This is a genomic window from Pseudomonas monachiensis (genome assembly GCF_047345015.1).
Classification (GTDB): Bacteria; Pseudomonadota; Gammaproteobacteria; order Pseudomonadales; family Pseudomonadaceae; genus Aquipseudomonas; species Aquipseudomonas monachiensis.
Genome location: NZ_CP178857.1, coordinates 585184 through 609005, shown reverse-complemented (window position 1 = coordinate 609005; position 23822 = coordinate 585184). Strand labels below are relative to the sequence as shown.

Here is a 23822-nt window from a genome sequence, read left to right as displayed (position 1 = left end):
CCAAGGAGCCTGCATGTCCAACCTGACCGCCGACTGGCGCGACCGCCCTACCCATCGCCGGGTCTGGGCGCTCGCTGCGCCGATGATTCTTTCAAACATTTCCGTACCGCTGGTGGCATTGGTCGACAGCACCGTCATCGGTCACCTGCCTCATGCCCACCAACTCGGCGCCGTCGCGGTCGGGGCCAGTCTGTACACCTTCCTCGCCTGGGCCATGGGCTTTCTGCGCATGGGCTCCACCGGGTTCGCCGCCCAGGCGGCCGGGCGCGGGGATGGCGCGGCCTTGCGGCAGATTCTCTTGCAGGGCCTGCTGCTCGCCATTGGCCTGGCCGTGGTCCTGGGGGCGGTGGGCGTGCCTTTGAGCGGGGTCGCGTTGCACTTCATGCAACCGTCGGCGGAGCTCGATCAACTGACCCGCGAGTTCTTCCACACCCGCCTGTTCGGCCTGCCGGCAGCGCTCGCCAGTTATGCACTGGTCGGCTGGTTTCTCGGCACCCAGAACGCCCGGGCGCCCCTGGCGATTCTGCTGAGCACCAACCTGGTCAACATTGCCCTGAACCTGTGGTTCGTCCTCGGCCTGGAATGGGGCGTTGTCGGTGCGGCCAGGGCCTCGGTGATTGCCGAATGGACCGGTGCACTGATTGGCTTGCTGATGACCCGCAAAGCCCTGCGCGCCTACCCCGGCCATATCGTCTGGGCAGCATTGGCGCTGTGGCAGAGTTGGCGGCCACTGCTGGCGGTCAACCGCGACATCTTCATCCGCAGCCTGGCGCTGCAATCGGTGTTCTTCCTGATCACGGTGCAAGGCGCACGACTGGGCGACGCCACGGTCGCGGCCAACGCTCTTTTGCTCAATGGTCTGCTGCTGACCGCCCACGCCCTCGATGGCCTGGCCCACGCCGTCGAAGCCCTGTGCGGACATGCGCTTGGCGCCCGTGACCGCGATGCCCTGCGCCGTTCATTGGTGGTGGCCGGTGGCTGGTCGTTGCTGGCAAGCCTGGGCTTTGCCGCGCTGTTTCTGTTCGCCGGGCATCTGTTCATCGAGATGCAGACCGACATTCAAAGTGTGCGCGACACCGCCTTCATCTATCTGCCCTACCTCGCCGTACTGCCGCTGATTGCCGTCTGGAGTTACCTGCTCGACGGCCTGTTCATCGGCGCCACCCGCGCCCGGGAAATGCGCAACGGCATGCTGCTCACCGTAGCGCTGGTAGTGCCCTTCGGCTGGGCGCTGCAAGGCGGAGACAACCATGGCCTGTGGATAACCTTTCTGTTGTTCATGCTGTTGCGCAGTCTGACCCTCGGTGTGATCGCCTGGCGCCTGCGCCGAAACGATGGCTGGTTCGCCGGCAGCATTCACTGATCGGGCGCGGCCCCGGCAATCAATTTCGGCCCTCACGGCCAGGGTGGTTCGTTCTGCCACAGCCGACGCAGGCTATCGAGTCGCTCCTGTTGAGTCCCGCCCGGCAGCGGCTGCATGGGCACGGCATCGGGGTGCTGCAGGCGTAGCCATATCCAGCCATCAAGTACCGGGCGCTCGCTGAAAGCCAGCGCCAGCCCTTCCTGCACATAGGTCCACAGACGAAGGAAATCGACACCGGTGGATCGGTTCCAGCGCCAGGCATGCTGTTCGAGCAGGCAGGTTTGCAGTTTTTCCTGCTGCCCGGCGCTTAGACTTTCCTCGACGGCCAACGGGCTGACCGCCAACCCCGGGTTGGACAAGCGCTGCCAGCCCTGACATCCCATCGCGCGGTCGCCCCAACTACCGCCGAACCAGCGTAACTGGTGGATAGGCCCTAGCCAGCGACTCAGCTCAACGGCATCGCAGGCATCGAAAAAATAGCTGGCCGTGATTGGGTTGTAGTAATTCAAAAGGGCCCGGTGCAGACCAAGCGTGACCGTGAGCATGCGTCGCAAATGCGCCAGCAACAACGCAGTGCCGGCTTCACTGTGCATCAGCAATCCGGGCCAGCGTTGTCCGTCGACGAAGCATAAATCGGCCAGTGCCGGGCAGGTGTGCAGATCGACCAGGACCGGCCCCTGTTCATGCAGCGCATGCCACTCCGTACCTTCGAACAACCCGAAGCATCGGGCCTGGGCAAACATCTGCCGAAGTGTGACACCCGCCTGCGGCGTGCCCGGCACATCCAGCAACAGCCACTGCGGGGGCGCCTCGGGCGTGCATGTGGCGATCATGCTCCAGAGCTCTGGCCAAGCTGCGTCGCCAGACGACAGGTACACAAAGCCTGTGCGCAATGGTTGAAACTGCCGCCACCGGGTAGCAGGCACAACATCAGCAATGGCTCCCCCGAACGCAACCATTGCTCCACGCCCTCATGATGGGTGCAGCCCGGCTCGGGGGTGACAGCGTCCACCGCTTCAACCGTTGCCGGCGCATGCAGCACCCCGGTTATCTGCGGTTGATCGGGATCGCCCTCGAAAAAACTCACGACCAGCTCAGTTCCTTCCCGCAACGGCGATAACGTCGAGGCCTGCAACTGCCTGGCCAGGGGCAGCCAGCAATGACTGGGCGCCGCACCTTCGCCCTGATAAAGCCAGTCGAATTGCACCGGTACCGGCCTTGCCGGGTCGGGGCCGGGCTCATCGACCTCGACCACCCACGCCCGTTGCGGGCCATGCATCCTTGGTTGGACCGTCGCACAGGGCGGCTCGATGGGTGCCGGCCACTGCAGGGTACGGGCCTGATTGTAGTAGGGCGTCGTCGTATCCTGGCTGCCCCAATGCTCAACGTGGGTCAGCAACCAGAGCCGATTGCAATCGGCAGCCGGGTGACCGGACAACGGCATCAACCGACCGCTGCGCAAGGTCGTCAGGTCCGTCCGGCATTCGGCACTCTGCAGCGCTGTTCCACCGCGGCGCTGGCGTTCGAACTGCCGCACCGCCGGCCGTTCGCCTTCGCCGCGCAATACCGCAGGTTCGCCGGTTGGAAAATGCTGCCGGTCATCACCAAACACCACACAGTGCCCGCGGGCCCCGTGTTCGAAGTGGTAGTGAAGCCCTTCCCGGGCGCACAGTCGCTGGAGAAATTGCAGGTCTGACTCTCGATATTGCGTGCAAAAATCCCGGGGTGGGTATTCGCCGCTTAGTTCCAGGCGTCGATCCATGCCGGTAATGCCGTGCTCCTTGAGCACCTGGTCGAGGATTTGTGGCACTGAACGGGCGCTGAAGATTCGTTGGCTGAAACGCTGGGCCAGGCAAGCCAGTCTTGGCCCCAGGCGCACCTGACAGAGCCGGGGTGCCGAGGCGTGATCGCGCTGGACGATTTCATGCAATTGTCCATGCACGTGACTTTCGGCTGGCCCGAAATGCAGGGAGGCCGGGCGGTACAGCAAACTGGCAAGGTCAAGCTCCGGGTCATCGATCAGCAGATTCAGGTCGAACACGAACGGCTCGCTGATGGCTTCTCTGCCGGTAAAGGCCAGGACCTCTAAGGAGTCGGGCAGACCTGCTACATCCAGACGAAATGAAGGTTCGCTGACTGGATTGAACATCGGCGTTTCTCTACAGGAGGGGCGGCCGGGGATTCTCGCTGAGAGACATGGCCGAGTAGAGTGCCGAAATACAAATTAGGAAATAACCTACGCGAAAAGAAGACCAAATGCGCTGGGTTGTCGAAGATGCTGGAAATTTCGTCTGGAATAGAAGAATTGCCGCACCAGGTCATCTGAAATTTCCGCAGCGAACGGAAAATTTTCAGACAACCTGATGAGCGTGCCCCTTACCTCAGGAAGACAGGTAAGACGAACGGGTCAGCCCCAGACGCAAGGCATCGAGGAACTGCGTTCGCTCGGTGGCGCTGATGCGGGCACTGGCGCACTTGTCGCGGTAGTGGGTCATCAGTTCTTCCGGGGACAAGTGCACGTAACGCAGCATGTCTTCGATGGTGTCGTGGGTTTCGATACCGGCGTGGTACACGCTGCCGTCGGCGTTCTGGTAGATGTTCACCGAGTCGGTGTCACCGAACAGGTTGTGCATGTCGCCAAGAATTTCCTGGTAGGCACCGACCAGGAACACACCCAACAGGTAGTCCTCGCCTTCCTTCAGGGCATGCACCGGCAAACTGGTCTCGATGCTCTGCTCGTCGACGTACTGGTTGATCTTGCCGTCGGAGTCACAGGTCAGGTCTTGCAGCACCGCGCGACGCAACGGCTCTTCGTCGAGACGGTGCAGCGGGATGATCGGCAGGACCTGGTCGATGGCCCAGGTGTCCGGCAGGCTCTGGAACACCGAGAAGTTGCAGATGTACTTGTCGGCCAGCTTGTCGTTGAGTTCGTCCAGCACCTGACGGTGGGAACGCTGGCGTGCCTTCAACGAGTTGTGCAGGCGACGGCAAACAGCGAAGTAGCATTGCTCGGCCAGGGCTTTCTCGGCCAGGGTCAGCTTTCCGTCGGCGTACTGGGAGGCAACATCACTCATGTAGTGCGTGGCGCGCCAGTAGGTTTCGGTAACCATTTCGATGTCGGTCGGACCCAGCAGGTCCACCAGCCACTGCACGGTTTCCGGCAGCGCTTCCTTGTTCTCGATCTGCGGCACGTCGTCGTTGTGTTTCTCGACGTCGGTCACCTGGATCACCAGCATGGCGTGGTGCGCGGTCAGGGAACGGCCGCTTTCGGAGAAGATATTCGGGTGCGGCAGGCTCTGCGCATCGCAGAACTCCTTGAGCATCCCGACCACGACACCGGCGTAGTCGTCCATGTCGTAGTTGATCGAACTGGCGTTACGCGAGTGCGTACCGTCGTAGTCAACGCCCAGGCCACCGCCGACGTCGATGTGGTCCACCGGCAGGCCAAGGTTGCGCAACTCGCCGTAGTAACGGATCGCTTCCTTGAAGCCGTGCTGGTAGTCCGCCAGGTTGGCGATCTGCGAACCCATGTGGAAGTGCAGCAGGCGAATGCCCTGGTCCAGGCCGGCCGCACGGAAACGCTCGACCACCGACAGCAGTTGCGCCGCCGACAGACCGAACTTGGATTTCTCGCCGCCGGTGTCCGCCCACTTGCTCGAGGCCAGGGATGACAGGCGCACGCGCAGGCCGACTTGAGGCTTGACCTTGAGCGAGTTGGCTTCTTCGATCACCAGGCCGACTTCGGATTCTTTCTCGATCACGATGAACACGTTGTGGCCGAGCTTCTGGCCCATCAACGCCAGGCGAATGAATTCGCGGTCCTTATAGCCGTTGCAGACAATGGTGCCGCCCTTCGGCGCCAATGCCAGCACTGCCAGCAGCTCAGGCTTGGAGCCGGCTTCCAGGCCGATGGAAACGTTCTGGGTAGCGATGATGTTCTCGATCACCGCTTCCTGCTGGTTCACCTTGATTGGGTACAGCGCGGTGTATTTGCTCTGGTATTCCAGACGCTCGATGTTCGAATCGAACGCGCCGGTCAGCTGACGCACGCGGTCTTGCAGGATGTCCGGGAAACGGACCAGCAACGGCAAGGACAGGCCGCTTTTGCGCAGCTGGTCGACTTGCTCGTACAGGTCGATAGGCGAGCTGCTCGGACCGTTCGGACGAACTTCGACGCGACCGGCGTCATTGATCGCGAAATACCCGGCCCCCCAATGGCGAATCCCGTAAACACTGCGGCTGTCCGCAACTGTCCATTGGCTGCCATCGTCTTTGCGTGTGCGTCGTACGGACATCGAAGTCCCCTATAAAGAAGTCATAGTGCGTCGCCTGGGTTCAGGCCGGCGCAGTCTAAAGAATGAAAATGACGGTTCGTCAACGAGGCAATAGACCCCGCCGACCGCAGTGAGTTTAGATACCGGTCATGAACAGGCTCTGTGAAAACCATGTAGACGATGCCGGACCTGAATGTCATCAGGACCGGATCAAGCCGCAGGTGGTTTTCACAGAGGCTGCTAGCCGCCGGACTTCTTCGCCTTGAAACCGAGCTTGATCAGTTCTGCCAAGAGTAGCTCGACATGATCGCCCTGGATTTCGATGACACCGTCTTTCAGCGCCCCACCGGTACCGCAACGTTTCTTCAACGTCGTGGCCAGGTCCTTGAGCGCGTCTTCAGCCAACGGCACGCCGGTGATGGTGGTCACCGTCTTGCCGCCACGGCCCTTGCTTTCGCGACGCACGCGAGCGATGCCGTCGCCGGCCGGGATAACGGTCTGTTTGCAGATGCAGGCGTCCACCGGCTTACTGCATTCCGGGCAATGACGACCTGCGTCGGTGGAAAATACCAGGCCGCCCAAGGCGGCGAAGGATGCGGCTTTTTTGGCCACCGGCAATCCTCTTCGGAGGACAAAGACTGGTCGCAGCACTTGGGAAGGCTATCGACCGCGAAGCCCCACTCAGGCAGGGGCAGCGCTACTGAAACGGTACGACTCTTTGTAGGAGCTGACGAGTGCAACGAGGCTGCGATCTTTTGATTTCGACGCGAAAGCAAAGTCAAAAGATCGCAGCCTGCGGCAGCTCCTACAACGGGCAATGCCGGTTCAGCTTGAAAAGGTCGCGCAGTGTAACGGCAAAAACGCCGATTGCTAAGAGCCAATCGGCGCCAATTTATAGCTGTTTTGCGACGTCGATCCGGCGTGAGCGCAAATAGCGCTTCAACGCTGCCAGAGAGTCCGGGCAATAAGGCTTTTGCTCGATTTCCAGCATGACCTGATCGACGGGGATAAAGCGCGCTTCGAGCACCTCTTCGGGTTGCAGGATCAACGGTCCGTCCCATACCGCTGAAAACGCCGAACACCACAGGCGATTGCCGGTGTCCTCGAAGAAAAAGTGGTCATGGGCAGTCAGCTCCACGCCACTTACGCCCAGCTCTTCCTCCAGCTCCCTTGCCGCCGACTCGGCGTAGGTTTCACTGGCGAGCACCATGCCCCCCGCCGCCACGTCCCAGTAACCGGGATAGATCGCCTTGCTCAGGGTGCGTCGGTGTACGCACAGTTCGCCAGCGGAGTTGAACAACATAATGTAGGTGCCGCGCCCGATCAGCCCGCGCTCGCGCAAATCGGAACGGACCAGGGCTCCGAGCAGGTTGTCCTGTTCGTCGACCCAGGCGATCTGTTCGGCATCGGAGGCCGCACGGTGCGCGGCTTCCCTGGCGTTATCGACCATGACTCAGCCCTGATTGAGCAATTGGCGCAAATCGATCACCGCGGCGTTGGCCCGGGAAATGTAGTTGGCCATGACCAGCGAGTGGTTGGCCAATACGCCGAAGCCGCTGCCGTTGAGGATCATCGGGCTCCACACCGGCTCCTGCGACGCTTCCAGTTCACGAATGATCTGGCGCACGCTGACCGTGGCGTTCTTCTTGGCCAGCACATCGGCGAAGTCGACTTCGATGGCGCGCAACAAGTGCGACAAGGCCCAGGCCTGGCCGCGAGCTTCGTAGAACACGTTGTCGATCTGCAGCCATGGGGTTTCGACGATTTCCTCATCGACTTGCGGCGCCACACCCGGCGTCACCACCTCGGTTTTCAGCGCAGTGTTGAGCTTGACCCGGCCCACACTGGCCGACAGCCGTTGCGACAGCGAGCCCAGACGGGTGCCGACGTCACCCAGCCAGTTGTTCAGGTTGTCGGCGCGGGCATAGAACAACGCGCTCTTCTGGTTTGGATCGGACAGGCGCGCCTGATAGCGGCTCAGGGAATTAATGCCTTCCTGGTACTCGGACTCACTGGATGGCAGCACCCAGCTCTTGTTGTCGAAGTTGAAACGCGGCTCGGCCTTGGCCAGGTCAGCGTCTTCAGCCGACTGCGACTGCGAACGGGCGAAGTCTTTACGCAGTGCCCGGCTCAGGTCACGGACCTGCACCAGCACGCCATATTCCCAGCTCGGCATGTTGTCCATCCACAGGCCTGGCGGGAATCGGTCGTTGGAAATATAGCCGCCTGGCTTGGTCAGCAAGGTGCCGGCGACGGTCTTGAGGGTTTCCACCGTGGTGTAGCCGACGACCATCTGCTTGCCTTCTTTCTCGGCCGCCAGTTGCGCGGTTTGCTGGACCGGGAACAGCGCCGGCTCCTGGCTCCAGTACCAGCCCAGGACACTCGCCACCAACAGGTAGATGCCCAGCAGAGTGGCCAGCGCCCGGCTGAACAACAGACCACCCAGATAACTGCGGGTCTCCGACTTCGGTTCAGCGGCACGTTCAGGCGCACTGTCTGTGCGGTTCTTCCAGTCCAGCATGGCGATTTCCTTTCAAGCTCTTGAGTTCAACGGTTCGACCACAACCATACAACAACGTGCCTTGGCCCGGCACCCGCCATCGCACCGATGCGAAAAATTACCGGGCTTGCAGATCAAAGGAGTACCTGTGCAGCCGACGACGTCGCGACCATCGAAATCCCCCCCTAATGGTTTGGATTGCCACCCTAAGGGAATCCCCGACCCTCTGAAATCCAAAAAACCGGACCGATCAGCACCGGTAAAAAATCATCAATGACCAGTTGTCAGCTGCTCGTCCATTTCCGCCCCGCACCCGCCAAGTGCCCTGATTCAAGCACTATGCCCCTTGCGAACCGCGACTTGAAAGACTCGAACAAGACCGACCAGTCACAAACTGAATGAAGTCACATTGCAGATTATTGACGTACAGCACTCATGCAATGGATAAGTGGTGCTAGCATAGAGCCACCACTCGACCTCAGTGTGCACCCTAACTAGTAGTCAGGATATGACCGAGCCAGAAGATCCCAGCCGCGAGCGCCTCAAGCACCACTTTGCCCAGCGGGTAATTCATCAGGCTCGTCAGATTCTTGAGATATGGCAGCGCCTGCAACGCAGTGAGTGGTCCACCGCCGACCTTTCGGAACTGAGCGAGGCCAATCTGCGCCTGCTGCGTTTCGCCGAGCGCTTCGAACAACCGGAACACACGCAACTGGCACGCTACATCGGTCAGTCCCTTGAGGCAGTCGACGCCAATCGCGGACGCCTGAGCAGCGGCCTGATCACCGATCTCAATCGCTTGATGCAGCGCCTGTCACGCACCGGCCTGCGCCATGGCGACCAACTCGATCAAACCTTCCTGCCGCCGCTGCGCAAGCCCATCTACGTGATGCTGCAGGATCACGACCGTGCCGAGCGCCTGGCCAAGCAACTGGAATTCTTCGGCCTCAGCGCCCAGTCCCTGGACAGCGTAGACGCGTTTCGCTCATCGATGGTCGAGCGCCTGCCGGCGGCGATTGTCATGGACGTGGACTTCAGTGGCACCGGCGTCGGCCTGAAACTGGCCGCCGAAGCCCAGGAAGGCCTCGATCATCAACTGCCACTGCTGTTCTTCAGCCTGCACGAAACCGACACTCCGACCCGCCTGGCAGCCGTGCGCGCCGGCGGCCAGGAATTCCTCACCGGCACCCTCGAAGCGTCGAGCCTGCTGGAGAAGATCGAGGTCCTGACCTGCGTCGCCCAGTACGAGCCTTATAAAGTACTGATCATCGACGACTCCCGCGCCCAGGCCTTGCACACCGAGCGCTTGCTCAACAGCGCAGGGATCGTCACCCGCACCTTGATCGAGCCAATCCAGGCGATGGCCGAACTGGCGGACTTCCAGCCGGACCTGATCATCCTCGACATGTACATGCCGGCCTGCACCGGTACGGAACTGGCCAAGGTCATTCGCCATAACGACCGTTACGTCAGCGTGCCGATCATTTACCTGTCAGCCGAAGACGACCTGGACAAACAACTCGACGCCATGAGCGAAGGCGGCGATGACTTCCTGACCAAACCGATCAAGCCCCGGCACCTGATCACCACCGTGCGCAATCGTGCGGCCCGGGCACGCAACCTCAAGGCACGGATGGTCCGCGACAGCCTCACCGGGTTGTACAACCACACGCACATCCTGCAATTGCTCGAAGACTGCTCGTTCCGCGCCCGCCGCGAAAGCAAGCCGCTGAGCTTTGCCATGCTCGACATCGACCACTTCAAACGGGTCAACGACAGCCACGGCCACCCCATGGGCGACCGGGTGATCAAGAGCCTGGCGCTGTTTCTCAAGCAACGCCTGCGCAAAACCGACTTCATCGGCCGCTACGGTGGCGAAGAATTCGCCATCGTCATGCCGGACACCGATATCGAAGCGGCCTACAACGTGCTCGATGAAATCCGTCAGCGCTTTGCCGAGATTCACTACCCCGCGCAACCCGATGATCTGTGGTGCACCTTCAGCGCCGGAGTGGTTGAGCTTTGCGAAAGCTCCGACAGCCTGATGATGGCCAGCCAGGCGGACGAAGCGCTGTACCGCGCCAAACACGGCGGACGCAATCGCGTCCAGGCGGCCCGGACATCAAAGCAAAGTGCCACTTTTTTATCGGAATCGACCGATACGGTCATAAGCCTGTAACAGAAACGCAATAACTTCAGGCGCTTACCATTTCTGCCGTTGGTAGTCCGTGATGCGCCTGAAGCTGCTGACCAATCTCAATACCCTCCTTCTGGTGGCCGTGTGCGTGGCCCTCGGCGCTACGCTGTGGTGGTCGCAGAAAGCCCTTGAGCGTCCGTATCTATTAATGGAGCGCTACCTGGGCCTGTCGCAGCAATTTCACAATGACGTCGTCCGCAGTGTCGAGGATTACCTGGGCAGCGGCGACGCGTTGCGCCTGAGCACTGCCGCTCAAGGCATCGACAGCCTGCAAAAAGAACTCGGCGAATTGCCACCGGCCCTGGCCGAGGCGTTACGCCCAAGCCTTTGGACCCTTGAAGAATTCAGCAAGACCGACCTGCTGGCCGCCGGCAAGCTGGCAGGCGATCCGCAGGCCTTGCTGCTGCAGGCCGAGCGGGAACTGGGCGCCAGTCTCGATCAACTCAGCCAGTACGCCAGCGGCAATGCGGCTTACCTGACGCCGCTGCTCACCGCATCGCAACACCTGGGCAAATTGTCCCTGGCCCGTGACAAACTGGTCAGCAGCGGCCGCAGTGAACTGGCCTCCGATGTCGAACGCGAAGTGACCAACATCCGCACCCAGGCTGAAAAACTGGACGCCCTGCCTTTGCTCGGCGTAGCCACCAGCAGCGAATCGAACACCGACGATTTCGCCTCGATGATGGGCCTTGAGAACACGGAAAAAACCGTTGCCGAAGATGCCGGCGTGGGCCTCAAGCGTGAGCTCAACAGCCTGCTCACCCGCTACCCGGCCGAGCTTTCGCGCACCCGCGATCAAATCCAGAAGCGCGCCGACCTCAGCGCGGCGACCCACCTGAAAATCGCCGACGTGCAACAGGCCATTGCCGGGCTGGAACCGGTAGTACGCGCCCAGCACGGGCAGATCCAGGGTGAAGTGCGGGTGATGCAAGGCGTGATGATCGGCTTGATTCTGTTGATCGCCCTGCTGATCGACACCCTGCAGCGCAAACTCGCCCGAACCCTGACCAACCTCGCCCCGGCCCTCTCGACCTGGGCCGAAGGCGACTTCAGCCGCGACATTCAACTGGGCAGCACCAACCGCGAATTGCATGACATTGAAGCCTCCCTCAACCGCTTGCGCGCCTATCTGGTGGACCTGGTGGGGACCATTCGCCGCAACGCCGAGCAGGTGGCCGACAGCAGCCGCACCCTGGCCGACCTGAGCAACGACCTGCACGACGGTGCCGAGCATCAGGCCGGTGACACGGCACTGATCCGCGACTCCCTCAGCGAACTGGAAGCGACCATTCAACAAGTCGCCGGCGATGCCAGCCAGGCCGCCGACGCCAGCCGCCACGCCGGCCTGGCCGTGGAGCACGGACAGAAAGTCATCGGCCTGAGCCTCACGGGTCTGCATGCGCTGGTGGATGAAGTGCAAGGCAATGCGCAAATGATTGAGCACCTGGCTGAAGAGTCGGCCACCATCGGCGGCGTGCTGACGGTGATCCGCTCGATTGCCGACCAGACCAACCTGCTGGCCTTGAACGCCGCCATCGAGGCGGCCCGGGCCGGGGAAATGGGCCGAGGCTTTGCAGTGGTGGCCGAAGAGGTGCGCTCACTGGCGCAACGTACCGCCGGGGCCACGGCAGAAATCCAGACGCTGATCGCAGGACTGCAAACCGCCGCGCGGCAATCGGTGGAAGGCATGCGCGCCCAGGTCGCACATGCCGAAGCGACCGCCGGCCAGGCCCAGGCCGCGGATGGGGCACTGGATAAGATCGTGGGGGCGATCCAGACCATTTCCGCCACGGCGGTACGCATTGCTGATGTCACCGCCCAGCAAAGCGGCGCTGTCAGCGAAATCCGGGACCACAGTGAGCGGATTCACCAGCTGGGCGGGGATAACCTGCTGCGCATTGGCCAAGGGCGTGAGCAAGGGGAGAATTTGCTGGTGCTGGGTGGGCGATTGCATACGGCCGTTCAGGCCTTCCGCGTCTGATAAATCGCTTTCACTGTAGGAGCTGCCGAAGGCTGCGATCTTTTGACTTTGCCTCTCAAGAGCAAGATCAAAAGATCGCAGCCTTCGGCAGCTCCTACGCAGTTCGATGTGACCATGCTCTCTCAGCTATCATCCCCCCAATTCCGATACGCGAGATCGTCATGCGCCGTTTGCTTTGCCTGCTGTTTTTAGTGTTCGCCCTGCCGGCCAGCGCCACTGGCTTGCTGGAGAACCGACCCAACTCCACCTTGGGCTCGATCAACAACAGCGCCGACTTCCTGCCGGTGCGCGAAGCTTTCCGGCTGAGCCTGGTAGAGAGCACGCCGCAATCGATAAAGCTGCGTTTCGTCGCCACCGAAGGTTATTACCTCTACCGCCACCGCTTTCAATTTCGCGCCGATCCGGCCGATGTCGCCCTCGGAGCGGCGAAACTGCCCGACGGTCAGAAAAAGCACGATGAATACTTCGGCGATGTCGAGGTCTATCACGACATTCTCGACGTCGAGTTGCCGCGCACCGACCAACGCGCCTTCACCCTGGTCGTGACCTATCAGGGATGCGCCGACAAAGGCCTGTGCTATCCACCGGAAACCGAGCGCCTGAGCATCGACGGCAGCGGTGCTCCGGCGACGGTTTATCCATGGAGCTGGCGCGAACTGGCGCTGTTTTTCCTCGCGGGCCTGGGCCTGACGTTCACGCCATGCGTGCTGCCCATGCTGCCGATCCTGTCCGGCGTGGTACTGCGCGGTCAGGTCGGTGGCTGGCGCGGCTTCAATCTGTCGCTGGCCTATGTGCTGCCAATGGCCGCCTGCTTTGCCCTGCTCGGAGCCCTGATGGGCCTGTTCGGTGCCCAACTCAATCTGCAGGCGCGACTGCAGTCGGCCTGGGTGTTGGTGCCGTTCGCGATGTTTTTCGCCGTGTTTGCCCTGGCAATGTTCGGCGTGTTCGAGCTCAAGTTGCCGCACGCCATCAGCAGTCGCCTGGACCGCATCGCCGGCCGCACCGAAGGCGGGTCATTGTGGGGCGCCGCAGTGTTGGGCGTGGTCTCCAGCTTGCTGGTCTCACCCTGTGTTTCGGCGCCATTGGCCGGCGCGCTGCTGTACATCAGCGCCAGTGGCGATGCCTTGGGCGGCGGCTTGAAACTGTTCATGCTCGGCCTCGGCATGGGCGCGCCGCTGTTGCTGGTGGCCACCGGTGGCGCAGCCTGGCTGCCGAAAAGCGGTCCGTGGCTGGTCTACGTGAAAAACGCGATTGGCGTGTTGTTGCTCGGGTTGGCCGTCGGCCTGCTCAGCCGCGTCTTGCCGGGTCAGGTCACCTTGTTGCTCATCGGTTTGCTGGCCGGCGGCGTCGGCCTGTTCATGGGAGCGCTGGAGTTCGTCTATAAACCACCGCGCAAACGCCTGGGCCAATTGCTCGGCATGTTCCTGCTGTTTTACGCACTGGCCTGCTGGTACGGCGCCTTCAGCGGCCAGTCCGACCCGCTCAACCCGATCGGCCAGCCCCGTATCGTTGCCAACAACGGCCCCGCGCAAAACGCCAGCACCTGGCAAACCGTCAGCACGCCGGCCGATCTGGACCGAGCACTCGCCGACGCACGCGCATCCGGCACACCGCTGCTGCTCGACTGGTACGCCGACTGGTGCATAAGCTGCAAAGTCATCGAGCGTGAGGTGCTGGACGACCCTGTCGTCATCGAACGCCTCAAGGGCTACCGGCTTATTCGCTTCGACATCACCGCCAGCAACGCCGAGCAACGCGCCCTGCTCGACCGTTACCAGTTGTTCGGGCCACCGGCCCTGATGTTTTTTGGCAAGGACGGTGTCGAACGCGCCGATGTTCGGGTGATCGGCGAGATCAACGCCAGGGACTTCGCCGAACGTGTTGCCAGGGCGAATGACCAAATTTAATCAAGCAGTCATATATTTCGCGCAAACATCGGTCATCGTGCTGGCTATTGCAGAGAACTGGACAGTCACAAAGGCTTTGCGGCATAGTCGCCGGGTTCTGACAATTGCTCACAGATAACATAGGAACCGCCGATGGCGACGTTACTCGTTCTGCACGGACCCAACCTGAACCTGCTCGGCACTCGTGAACCGGGCACCTATGGCGCCACGACGCTGGCTCAGATCAACCAGGACCTGGAACGCCGTGCCCGCGAAGGCGGTCACCATTTGCTGCACCTGCAAAGCAACGCCGAGTACGAATTGATCGACCGCATCCACGCTGCCCGCAGCGAAGGCGTGGACTTCATTCTGATCAACCCAGCAGCTTTTACACATACAAGTGTCGCATTACGTGACGCGCTGCTGGCGGTGAGCATCCCATTCATCGAAGTGCATTTGTCTAACGTGCACAAACGCGAACCTTTCCGCCATCACTCTTACTTCTCCGACGTAGCGGTGGGAGTGATCTGCGGCCTTGGCGCCAGCGGTTATCGACTGGCCCTGGAGGCCGCCCTAGAGCAGCTTCAAATACAGGCAACAGCTTGAACAACAAGCGTTAAACGCCCCTGACCGACCCTTGGGAGTTGATGATTCATGGATATCCGTAAAGTTAAGAAACTGATCGAATTGCTGGAAGAGTCCGGCATCGACGAGCTCGAGATCAAGGAAGGCGAAGAGTCCGTACGCATCAGCCGTCATAGCAAGACCCCGGCTCAGCAGTACTACGCGCCAGCTCCAATGCACGCTCCGGCCCCCGCGCCTGTCGCTGCCGCCGCTCCGGCTGCCGCTGCCGCACCTGTTGCCGCCGCCGCGCCAGCACTGAACGGCACCGTTGCCCGTTCGCCGATGGTCGGTACTTTCTATCGCAAGTCTTCGCCAAGCTCGCCGTCCTTCGTCGAAGTCGGCCAGACCGTGAAGAAAGGCGACACCCTGTGCATCGTTGAAGCCATGAAGATGATGAACCACATCGAAGCTGAAACCAGCGGTGTGATCGAATCCATCCTCGTCGAAGACGGCCAGCCGGTTGAGTACGACCAACCGCTGTTCACCATCGTTTGAACCGCGGAGAGCCTTTGATGACTGCGAAGTTGGAAAAAGTTCTGATCGCCAACCGCGGTGAGATCGCCCTGCGGATCCTGCGCGCCTGCAAAGAGATGGGCATCAAGACCGTCGCCGTTTACTCCAAGGCCGACAAGGAACTGATGCACCTGGGCCTGGCAGACGAATCCGTCTGCATCGGTCCGGCATCGGCCGCCCACTCCTACCTGCACATTCCGGCAATCATTGCCGCGGCCGAAGTGACTGGCGCTACCGCCATTCACCCGGGCTACGGCTTCCTTGCGGAAAACGCCGACTTCGCCGAGCAGGTCGAGAACTCCGGCTTCGCGTTCATTGGCCCGAAAGCCGAAACCATTCGCCTGATGGGCGACAAGGTATCGGCCAAGCACGCCATGATCGCTGCCGGCGTTCCGACTGTTCCGGGCTCTGACGGCCCGCTGCCGGAAGACGAAGAAACCGCTCTGCGCATTGGTCGCGAAGTCGGTTACCCGGTGATCATCAAGGCCGCTGGCGGCGGCGGTGGTCGCGGCATGCGCGTTGTGCATAAAGAAGAAGACCTGATCTCCTTCGCGAAACTGACCCGTACCGAAGCTGGCGCGGCGTTCGGCAACCCGATGGTCTATCTGGAAAAATTCCTGACCAACCCGCGTCACGTGGAAGTCCAGGTCCTTTCCGATGGCCAGGGCCAGGCTATCCATCTGGGCGACCGCGACTGCTCGCTGCAACGCCGTCACCAGAAGGTTCTCGAAGAAGCGCCAGCACCGGGCATCGACGAAAACGCACGTGAGGAAGTACTCGCACGCTGCGTCAAGGCTTGCATCGACATCGGCTACCGGGGCGCTGGCACTTTCGAGTTCCTGTACGAAAACGGTCGCTTCTACTTCATCGAGATGAACACTCGTGTCCAGGTAGAGCACCCGGTTTCGGAAATGGTCACCGGCATCGACATCGTCAAGGAGATGCTGAGCATCGCCGCCGGCAACAAGCTGTCGTTCACCCAGGATGACGTGGTCATCCGCGGGCACGCGCTGGAATGCCGGATCAACGCCGAAGACCCGAAAACCTTCATGCCGAGCCCGGGCACGGTCAAGCATTTCCACGCCCCAGGCGGCAACGGCGTTCGCGTCGACTCGCACCTGTACAGTGGTTATGCCGTTCCGCCGAACTACGACTCGTTGATCGGCAAGCTGATCACCTACGGGGCAACCCGTGACGAAGCCATGGCGCGCATGCGCAATGCGCTGGACGAGATCGTGGTCGACGGGATCAAGACCAACATCCCGCTGCACCGCGACCTGACCCGCGACGAAGGCTTCTGCAAAGGGGGCGTGAACATTCACTACCTCGAGCACAAGCTGGCTGGCGAGAAGCACTAAGCTTCGACCCCATCGACAAAGCCGCCTTCGGGCGGCTTTGTTGTTTAAGTTCAAAAGATCGCAGCCTTCGGCAGCTCCTACATTTGAAATGCGTTCCCCTGTAGGAGCTGCCGCAGGCTGCGATCTTTTTGCTTCACCCCTATAGTCGTCTTCTGCCCCGCGCTCGCGTAAACTTGCGTCCTTCTCGCAGCCCGCCAGGCTGCAATCAATATTTTTCAAAGGTGCCCGCCATGCCTTGGCTGCAAGTACGTCTCGCCATCAGCCCAGAACAAGCCGAAACCTATGAAGACGCTTTCCTTGAAGTGGGCGCCGTGTCGGTGACCTTCATGGACGCCGAAGATCAGCCGATCTTCGAGCCGGAACTCAACACCACGCCGCTGTGGTCGCACACGCACCTGCTGGCCCTGTTCGAAGGTGGCACCGAGCCAGGCCCGGTATTGGCCCATCTGGAACTGCTGACCGGCAGCCCGCTACCCGAGCACCACAGCGAAGTGATCGAAGACCAGGACTGGGAACGCAGCTGGATGGATGGTTTCCAGCCAATGCGTTTCGGCCAGCGCCTGTGGATCGTGCCGAGCTGGCATGCCGCACCAGAACCTGACGCCGTGAATTTGCTGTTGGACCCGGGCCTGGCGTTCGGCACCGGCACCCACCCGACCACCGCACTGTGCCTGGAATGGCTCGACGGTCAGGACCTCAAAGACTGCAACGTGCTGGACTTCGGTTGCGGCTCGGGGATTCTGGCGATTGCCGCACTGTTGCTGGGCGCCAGGGAAGCCGTCGGCACCGATATCGACGTGCAGGCGCTGGAAGCCTCCCGCGACAACGCCGGGCGCAACAACATCGCCGACCACCTGTTCCCGCTGTATCTGCCGCAAGACCTGCCGCAGGTGCAGGCCGACGTGCTGGTGGCCAACATTCTCGCCGGTCCGCTGGTGTCCCTGGCGCCACAGCTGTCGGGCCTGGTCAAGTCGGGCGGTCGCCTGGCGCTGTCGGGCATCCTCGCCGAACAGGGCGATGAAGTCGCTGCCGCCTACACCAAGGACTTCGATCTGGACCCGATCGCCAATCGCGATGGCTGGGTGCGCATCACTGGCCGTCGGCGCTAGAATGAGCGTCTGCATAATCCGGATCGCCGCATGACCGACAGCTTCGTCACCCAGTGCCCGCATTGCCAAACCAGCTTCCGCGTCAGCCATGCCCAGTTGAGCGTGGCTCGCGGGGTGGTTCGTTGCGGCTCCTGCCTGCAGGTGTTCAATGCCGCCAGGCAATTGCTTGAGCAGGCGAGCAAGGAATCACCGGTCACGACGCCCGTGCAGCCTGAGGAGCCCCTTGAGCCATCACCACCGCGCGCCATCAGCCAAAAGCAATGGAGCGCGACCGAACTGGACCTGGACAGTCTCGACCTCGACGAAGAGCTCGCCCGGCTCGAGCAGCGGGAAATCCAGCCGACCACCGAACTCGGCCGCCATCGCGACGACTCGCTGAGTGCCCGTCGCGACAGCACCGGGCAGGATGACGAGGAGCCGTGGTCCGACAGCCTGTTCAGTGAGTCGGCGGCCGATCGTGCGCAACTCGACGAACCGCTCGACAGCCTTGAAACGCCAGAGCCGACGGTCGAACCGAGCAAAGCCTCGCGCACCGAACCTTCGCTGTCCCTGGAACCGGTTGATCTCGACGAAGAATCGCAGCCACCTCATTTGCGACTGCACGACCCTCTCGATGCACCGCTGAACCACGAACGCCTGTCGGCCGCCGACGAGAGGGAAATCGACGACAACCTGCCTTCGATCGAACCGCTGCGCAAGCGACGCGAACGCAGCGAACCGGGCGTGCGTGCCGAAGTGCTGCAAGACCTGACCGACGACCCGCTGCAACTGGACTGGCAAAAACGCCGCTCGCCCTGGGGCCGACGCCTGTTCTGGCTGCTGCTGGTGCTGATTGCCGCTGGCGCCCTCGCCGGCCAGTACATTGCCTACCATTTCGACGAACTGGCGCGACAGGATCAATATCGCCCGTGGTTCCAGCAACTGTGCCCGCAAATCGGCTGCACCGTGCCTTCCAAAGTCGACATCGCGAAGATCAAGAGCAGCAACCTGGTGGTACGTAGCCATCCCGAGTTCAATGGCGCCCTGGTGGTCGATGCGATCATCTATAACCGCGCGCCCTTCTCCCAGCCCTTCCCGTTGCTGGAGCTGCGCTTCGCCGACCTCAATGGCCATCTTATCGCCAGTCGTCGCTTCAAGCCTGGCGAGTACCTCAATGGCGATCTCGAAGGCATGGCGGAAATGCCTCCGCAAACGCCGATCCACATCGCCCTGGACATTCTCGACCCAGGTGCCAAGGCCGTGAACTACAGTCTGAGCTTTCACTCTCCGGAGTGAAACGCTTCATTGCTCCCGGATTCACGCCGGCTTTCTGACTGCCCCAGGCGAACCAAACCACGGGTAATAACAGAATAACTGTTCAGAATTTGTTCAATTCAGCCTTTATCCAGTCATCGAGAGCGGGTATCATGCCAACCCTTTTTCGAACTCTCATGATCCGGCCCCACAACAGGGAAGTCCTATGTCGGCGGTACGCATCGGCCCATACACATTACATAACAGCTTGATTCTCGCCCCCATGGCGGGAGTCACCGACCAGCCCTTTCGTCAGCTGTGCAAGCGCTTGGGCGCGGGACTGGTCGTCTCGGAAATGGTCACCAGCGACATGAGTTTGTGGAACACCCGCAAGTCGCGCATGCGCATGATCCACGAAGGTGATCCCGAGCCTCGCTCGGTACAGATCGCCGGTGGGGACGCGCAGATGCTGGCGGACGCCGCCCGTGCCAACGTTGAAATGGGTGCACAGATCATTGATATCAACATGGGCTGTCCGGCAAAAAAAGTCTGTAACAAGGCGGCCGGTTCCGCGCTGTTGAAGGATGAACCCCTGGTAACCGAGATCCTGCAGGCCGTCGTGGCTGCGGTCGATGTGCCGGTTACCCTGAAGATCCGGACCGGTTGGGACCGGGACAACAAGAACGGCCTGACGGTGGCAAAGATCGCCGAACAGGCAGGCATTACGGCGCTGGCGGTGCATGGCCGCACCCGTGCCGACCTGTACACAGGTGTTGCCGAGTACGACACCATTGCCGCGATCAAGCAGGCGGTGTCGATTCCGGTCTTCGCCAATGGCGATATCGATTCGCCGGAAAAAGCCCGGTACGTGCTCGACGCGACCGGTGCCGATGGCCTGTTGATTGGCCGGGCTGCCCAGGGGCGGCCATGGATTTTTCGCGAGATCGACCATTTCCTGCGCACCGGCGAGAAGCTCCCGGCGCTGGAACTGATCGAGGTGGAACGCATTCTGCTAGAGCATCTGGCTGCCCTGCACGCCTTCTATGGTGATGTCATGGGCGTGCGCATTGCTCGAAAGCATGTGGGCTGGTATCTCGCAACCCTGCCGGGCGCCAGGGAGTTTCGCGCCCACTTCAATCGTTTGGATGGTACGGATGCACAATGCGCCAACGTTCGGGGATTTTTCGCCGAGCGTTACAAGAGCCTGACAGGGGACGGAGAGTGGGTGGCCGCATGACGATGATGACCGAGACTTTAGTGAGTGGAACAACACCCGTGAGCGACAACGTGAATTTGAAACAGCACCTCAATACGCCAAGCGAAGAAGGCCAGACCCTTCGCGGGAGTGTCGAGAAGGCGCTGCACAATTATTTCGCCCACCTTGAGGGCGCTGCCGTCACGGATGTGTACAACCTGGTGCTCTCCGAAGTCGAGGCTCCCCTGCTCGAGTGCGTGATGAACTACGTCAAGGGCAACCAGACCAAGGCCAGCGAGATGCTCGGGCTTAACCGGGGCACGCTGCGCAAGAAACTCAAGCAGTACGATTTGTTGTAAGCATTCAATCAAACCAGAAAGGCGCCCGCGTAAAACCGGTCGCCTTTTTTGCTGACTTCCTTTGCTTTTGATGGAAATTGAGATGACCGACCAGACTACCCGCCTGCCGATCCGCCGCGCCTTGATCAGCGTTTCCGACAAGACCGGGATCCTCGAATTCGCCAAGGAGCTTGAAGCCCTGGGCGTCGAGATCCTCTCCACCGGCGGGACGTTCAAGCTGCTGCAGGACAACGGCGTTGCCGCAGTGGAAGTCGCGGACTACACAGGTTTTGCCGAAATGATGGACGGCCGGGTGAAGACCCTGCACCCGAAAATCCACGGCGGGATCCTCGGTCGTCGCGGCATCGACGACGCCATCATGAACGAGCATGGCATCAAGCCGATCGACCTGGTTGCGGTCAACCTGTACCCGTTCGAAGCCACCATCAACAAGCCAGGCTGCGACCTGCCGACCGCCATCGAGAACATCGACATCGGCGGCCCGACCATGGTCCGTTCGGCAGCAAAAAACCATAAAGACGTGGCCATCGTGGTCAATGCCGGCGACTACGCCAGCGTCCTGGAAAACCTCAAGGCCGGCGGCCTGACCTACGCTCAGCGTTTCGACCTGATGCTCAAGGCATTCGAGCACACCGCCGCCTACGACGGCATGATCGCCAACTACATGGGCACCGTGAACCAGGCGGCTGAAACCCTCTCGACCTCCGGTCGCAGCGAGTTCCCGCGCACCTTCAACAGCCAGTTCATCAAGGCCCAGGAAATGCGCTACGGCGAGAACCCGCACCAGAGCGCGGCGTTCTACGTTGAAGCCAAACCTGCCGAAGTGGGCATCGCCACCGCGACCCAACTGCAAGGCAAGGAACTGTCGTACAACAACGTGGCGGACACCGACGCTGCGCTGGAATGCGTGAAGAGCTTCGTCAAGCCAGCCTGCGTGATCGTCAAGCACGCCAACCCGTGCGGCGTGGCTGTCAGCCCTGATGCCGAAGGCGGCATCCGCAAGGCCTACGACCTGGCCTACGCTACCGACACCGAATCCGCGTTCGGCGGCATCATCGCCTTCAACCGCGAGCTCGACGCCGAGACCGCCAAGGCCATCGTCGAGCGTCAGTTCGTCGAAGTGATCATTGCCCCAAGCGTCAGCGAAGAGGCCCGCGCCATCGTCGCCGCCAAAGCCAACGTGCGCCTGCTGGCCTGCGGCGAGTGGTCGGCTGACCGCGCTGCTGCCTGGGATTACAAGCGCGTCAACGGTGGCCTGCTGGTACAGAGCCGCGACATCGGCATGATCGGCACCGACGACCTGAAAGTCGTGACCAGGCGCGCCCCGACCGAGCAAGAGATCCACGACCTGATCTTCGCCTGGAAAGTCGCCAAGTACGTTAAGTCCAACGCCATCGTCTACGCCAAGAATCGCCAGACCATCGGTGTCGGCGCCGGTCAGATGAGCCGTGTGAACTCCGCGCGTATTGCTGCCATCAAGGCTGAGCACGCGGGCTTGCAGGTAGCCGGTTCGGTGATGGCTTCCGACGCTTTCTTCCCGTTCCGCGACGGTCTGGACAATGCGGCCAAGGCGGGCGTGACTGCCGTGATCCAGCCAGGCGGCTCGATGCGTGATGCTGAAGTGATTGCTGCTGCCGACGAAGCCGGCATCGCGATGGTCTTTACGGGCATGCGCCACTTCCGTCACTAATACGGCAACGGTCGCACTGACGCCGGCATCTGCTGCGTTGGAGCCCACCTCGATGATGCTCATTGCCAAAAGGCAACTCCGCTCATCGAGGTGGGCTCCGCCTTGCATCTACCGGCGTCATTGCAACCTCCTAAGGCGTAAAGCGCTTTAGGTTCTAAAACAGAATTAGCGTCATCCGAGGTTTTTGAAATGAATGTTTTGATCATTGGCAGCGGTGGCCGTGAACACGCCCTGGCCTGGAAAGTGGCTCAGGATCCGCGCGTGCAGAAGGTATTCGTGGCTCCGGGCAACGCCGGTACCGCCATCGAAGCCAAGTGCGAGAACGTCGCCATCGACGTACTGGCGCTTGAGCAACTGGCAGACTTTGCCGAGAAAAACGTTTCCCTGACCATCGTTGGCCCTGAAGTGCCGCTGGTTGCCGGTGTTGTGGACCTGTTTCGCAGCCGTGGCCTGGATTGCTTCGGTCCGACCGCTGGCGCTGCGCAGCTGGAAGGTTCGAAAGCCTTCACCAAGGACTTCCTGGCGCGCCACAAGATCCCGACTGCCGACTACCAGAACTTCACCGAGATCGAGCCGGCCCTGGCTTACCTGCGTGAAAAAGGCGCTCCGATCGTGATCAAGGCCGATGGCCTGGCCGCCGGTAAAGGCGTGATCGTCGCCATGACCCTGGCCGAAGCCGAAGACGCCGTGCGCGACATGCTGGCCGGCAATGCCTTTGGCGATGCGGGTTCGCGCGTGGTCATCGAAGAGTTCCTGGACGGCGAAGAAGCCAGTTTCATCGTGATGGTCGACGGCAAGAACGTGCTGCCGATGGCCACCAGCCAGGACCACAAACGCGTCGGCGACGGCGACACCGGTCCAAACACTGGTGGCATGGGTGCTTACTCCCCGGCGCCGGTGGTTACCGCCGAAGTGCACAAGCGCGTCATGGACCTGGTGATCTGGCCGACCGTGCGCGGCATGGCCGAGGAGGGCAACGTCTACACTGGTTTCCTGTACGCCGGTCTGATGATCGACAAGGCTGGTAACCCAAAAGTCATCGAATTCAACTGCCGCTTCGGCGACCCTGAGACCCAACCGGTGATGCTGCGCCTGCAGTCGAGCCTGGTGCTGCTGGTCGAGGCCGCTCTGGCCCAGGCGCTGGACAAGGTCGAAGCACAATGGGATCCACGCCCGAGCGTCGGCATCGTGCTGGCCGCCGGCGGCTATCCTGGCGACTACGCCAAAGGCGCGGCCATCAATGGCCTGGACGCAGCGGCAGCACTGGAAGGCAAAGTCTTCCACGCCGGTACTGCGCTCAAGGACGGTCAAGTCGTAACGGCCGGTGGTCGGGTGCTTTGCGCCACGGCCATGGGTGCCAGCGTCGATGCTGCACAGCAGCAGGCCTACAAGCTGGCGGCTTCGATTGACTGGGAAGGCTGCTTCTATCGCAAGGACATTGGCTACCGCGCCATTGCCCGCGAGCGTGGCGAAAATCAGGAATAAGGTATGCACCGCGCCAGGCAATGAACACCGTTTATTGCCTGGCTATTCCGGCGCC

Annotated in this window: 19 protein-coding genes; 13 read left to right on the top strand and 6 right to left on the bottom strand. The window is 61.4% G+C overall.

The window, feature by feature from the left end:
• The first annotated feature begins 13 nt into the window (after positions 1-13).
• A complete protein-coding gene (locus tag ACMDB8_RS02630; protein ID WP_056725272.1) occupies positions 14-1363 on the top strand; it encodes an MATE family efflux transporter in 1350 nt (449 codons plus the stop codon).
• 32 nt (positions 1364-1395) lie between these two features.
• Here the strand turns inward: ACMDB8_RS02630 and ACMDB8_RS02625 are convergent, their stop codons facing one another.
• From ACMDB8_RS02625 to ACMDB8_RS02600, 6 genes are all read right to left on the bottom strand, one after another.
• Positions 1396-2196, bottom strand: a complete 801-nt coding sequence (locus tag ACMDB8_RS02625) for a DUF4123 domain-containing protein (protein WP_056725274.1) — start codon at positions 2194-2196, stop codon at positions 1396-1398.
• Positions 2193-3512 carry a type VI secretion system Vgr family protein gene (locus ACMDB8_RS02620; protein WP_223541703.1) on the bottom strand — a complete coding sequence of 440 codons (1320 nt, stop codon included), beginning with the start codon at positions 3510-3512 and terminating at the stop codon, positions 2193-2195. The genes ACMDB8_RS02625 and ACMDB8_RS02620 overlap by 4 nt, the downstream gene beginning before the upstream one ends.
• Positions 3513-3744: 232 nt before the next feature.
• The gene (gene speA / locus ACMDB8_RS02615) at positions 3745-5658 is read right to left on the bottom strand and encodes an arginine decarboxylase (RefSeq protein ID WP_056725278.1); all 1914 of its coding nucleotides are present in this window, start codon (positions 5656-5658) and stop codon (positions 3745-3747) included.
• A gap of 219 nt (positions 5659-5877) precedes the next feature.
• Positions 5878-6249: a translation initiation factor Sui1 gene (locus tag ACMDB8_RS02610; RefSeq protein WP_008053936.1), complete on the bottom strand. Its 372-nt coding sequence runs from the start codon at positions 6247-6249 to the stop codon at positions 5878-5880.
• A gap of 280 nt (positions 6250-6529) precedes the next feature.
• Positions 6530-7087 carry an NUDIX hydrolase gene (locus ACMDB8_RS02605; RefSeq protein ID WP_056725280.1) on the bottom strand — a complete coding sequence of 186 codons (558 nt, stop codon included), beginning with the start codon at positions 7085-7087 and terminating at the stop codon, positions 6530-6532.
• A 3-nt stretch (positions 7088-7090) separates the two neighbouring features.
• Positions 7091-8158: a DUF2333 family protein gene (locus tag ACMDB8_RS02600; protein ID WP_046039967.1), complete on the bottom strand. Its 1068-nt coding sequence runs from the start codon at positions 8156-8158 to the stop codon at positions 7091-7093.
• 487 nt (positions 8159-8645) lie between these two features.
• Here ACMDB8_RS02600 and gcbA point away from each other — a divergent pair, with 487 nt between their 5' ends.
• From gcbA to purD, 12 genes are all read left to right on the top strand, one after another.
• A complete protein-coding gene (gene gcbA / locus ACMDB8_RS02595; protein ID WP_409078599.1) occupies positions 8646-10316 on the top strand; it encodes a diguanylate cyclase GcbA in 1671 nt (556 codons plus the stop codon).
• 52 nt (positions 10317-10368) lie between these two features.
• A complete protein-coding gene (locus ACMDB8_RS02590; RefSeq protein ID WP_223541704.1) occupies positions 10369-12315 on the top strand; it encodes a methyl-accepting chemotaxis protein in 1947 nt (648 codons plus the stop codon).
• Positions 12316-12476: 161 nt separating this feature from the next.
• Positions 12477-14222: a protein-disulfide reductase DsbD gene (locus ACMDB8_RS02585; protein ID WP_409078598.1), complete on the top strand. Its 1746-nt coding sequence runs from the start codon at positions 12477-12479 to the stop codon at positions 14220-14222.
• A 132-nt stretch (positions 14223-14354) separates the two neighbouring features.
• Positions 14355-14807 (top strand): type II 3-dehydroquinate dehydratase, encoded by a 453-nt coding sequence (gene aroQ, locus ACMDB8_RS02580; protein ID WP_056725289.1) that lies wholly within the window; start codon positions 14355-14357, stop codon positions 14805-14807.
• 48 nt (positions 14808-14855) lie between these two features.
• Complete coding sequence (accB, locus tag ACMDB8_RS02575) at positions 14856-15320, top strand: acetyl-CoA carboxylase biotin carboxyl carrier protein (RefSeq protein WP_056725291.1); 465 nt, start codon at positions 14856-14858, stop codon at positions 15318-15320.
• Positions 15321-15337: 17 nt separating this feature from the next.
• The gene (gene accC, locus ACMDB8_RS02570; protein WP_056725293.1) at positions 15338-16696 is read left to right on the top strand and encodes an acetyl-CoA carboxylase biotin carboxylase subunit; all 1359 of its coding nucleotides are present in this window, start codon (positions 15338-15340) and stop codon (positions 16694-16696) included.
• Between the two features lie 230 nt (positions 16697-16926).
• Positions 16927-17805: a 50S ribosomal protein L11 methyltransferase gene (prmA, locus tag ACMDB8_RS02565; RefSeq protein WP_056725294.1), complete on the top strand. Its 879-nt coding sequence runs from the start codon at positions 16927-16929 to the stop codon at positions 17803-17805.
• A gap of 30 nt (positions 17806-17835) precedes the next feature.
• Complete coding sequence (locus tag ACMDB8_RS02560; protein WP_056725295.1) at positions 17836-19080, top strand: DUF3426 domain-containing protein; 1245 nt, start codon at positions 17836-17838, stop codon at positions 19078-19080.
• A gap of 184 nt (positions 19081-19264) precedes the next feature.
• On the top strand, positions 19265-20275 hold the full coding sequence (dusB, locus tag ACMDB8_RS02555; protein ID WP_056725297.1) for a tRNA dihydrouridine synthase DusB: 1011 nt from the start codon (positions 19265-19267) through the stop codon (positions 20273-20275).
• The gene (fis, locus tag ACMDB8_RS02550; protein ID WP_015093301.1) at positions 20272-20592 is read left to right on the top strand and encodes a DNA-binding transcriptional regulator Fis; all 321 of its coding nucleotides are present in this window, start codon (positions 20272-20274) and stop codon (positions 20590-20592) included. Before dusB ends, fis begins: the two co-directional genes overlap by 4 nt.
• An 82-nt stretch (positions 20593-20674) precedes the next feature.
• A complete protein-coding gene (gene purH / locus ACMDB8_RS02545; protein WP_409078597.1) occupies positions 20675-22282 on the top strand; it encodes a bifunctional phosphoribosylaminoimidazolecarboxamide formyltransferase/IMP cyclohydrolase in 1608 nt (535 codons plus the stop codon).
• Between the two features lie 189 nt (positions 22283-22471).
• Positions 22472-23767, top strand: a complete 1296-nt coding sequence (gene purD / locus ACMDB8_RS02540) for a phosphoribosylamine--glycine ligase (protein WP_409078596.1) — start codon at positions 22472-22474, stop codon at positions 23765-23767.
• Positions 23768-23822: the final 55 nt, after the last annotated feature.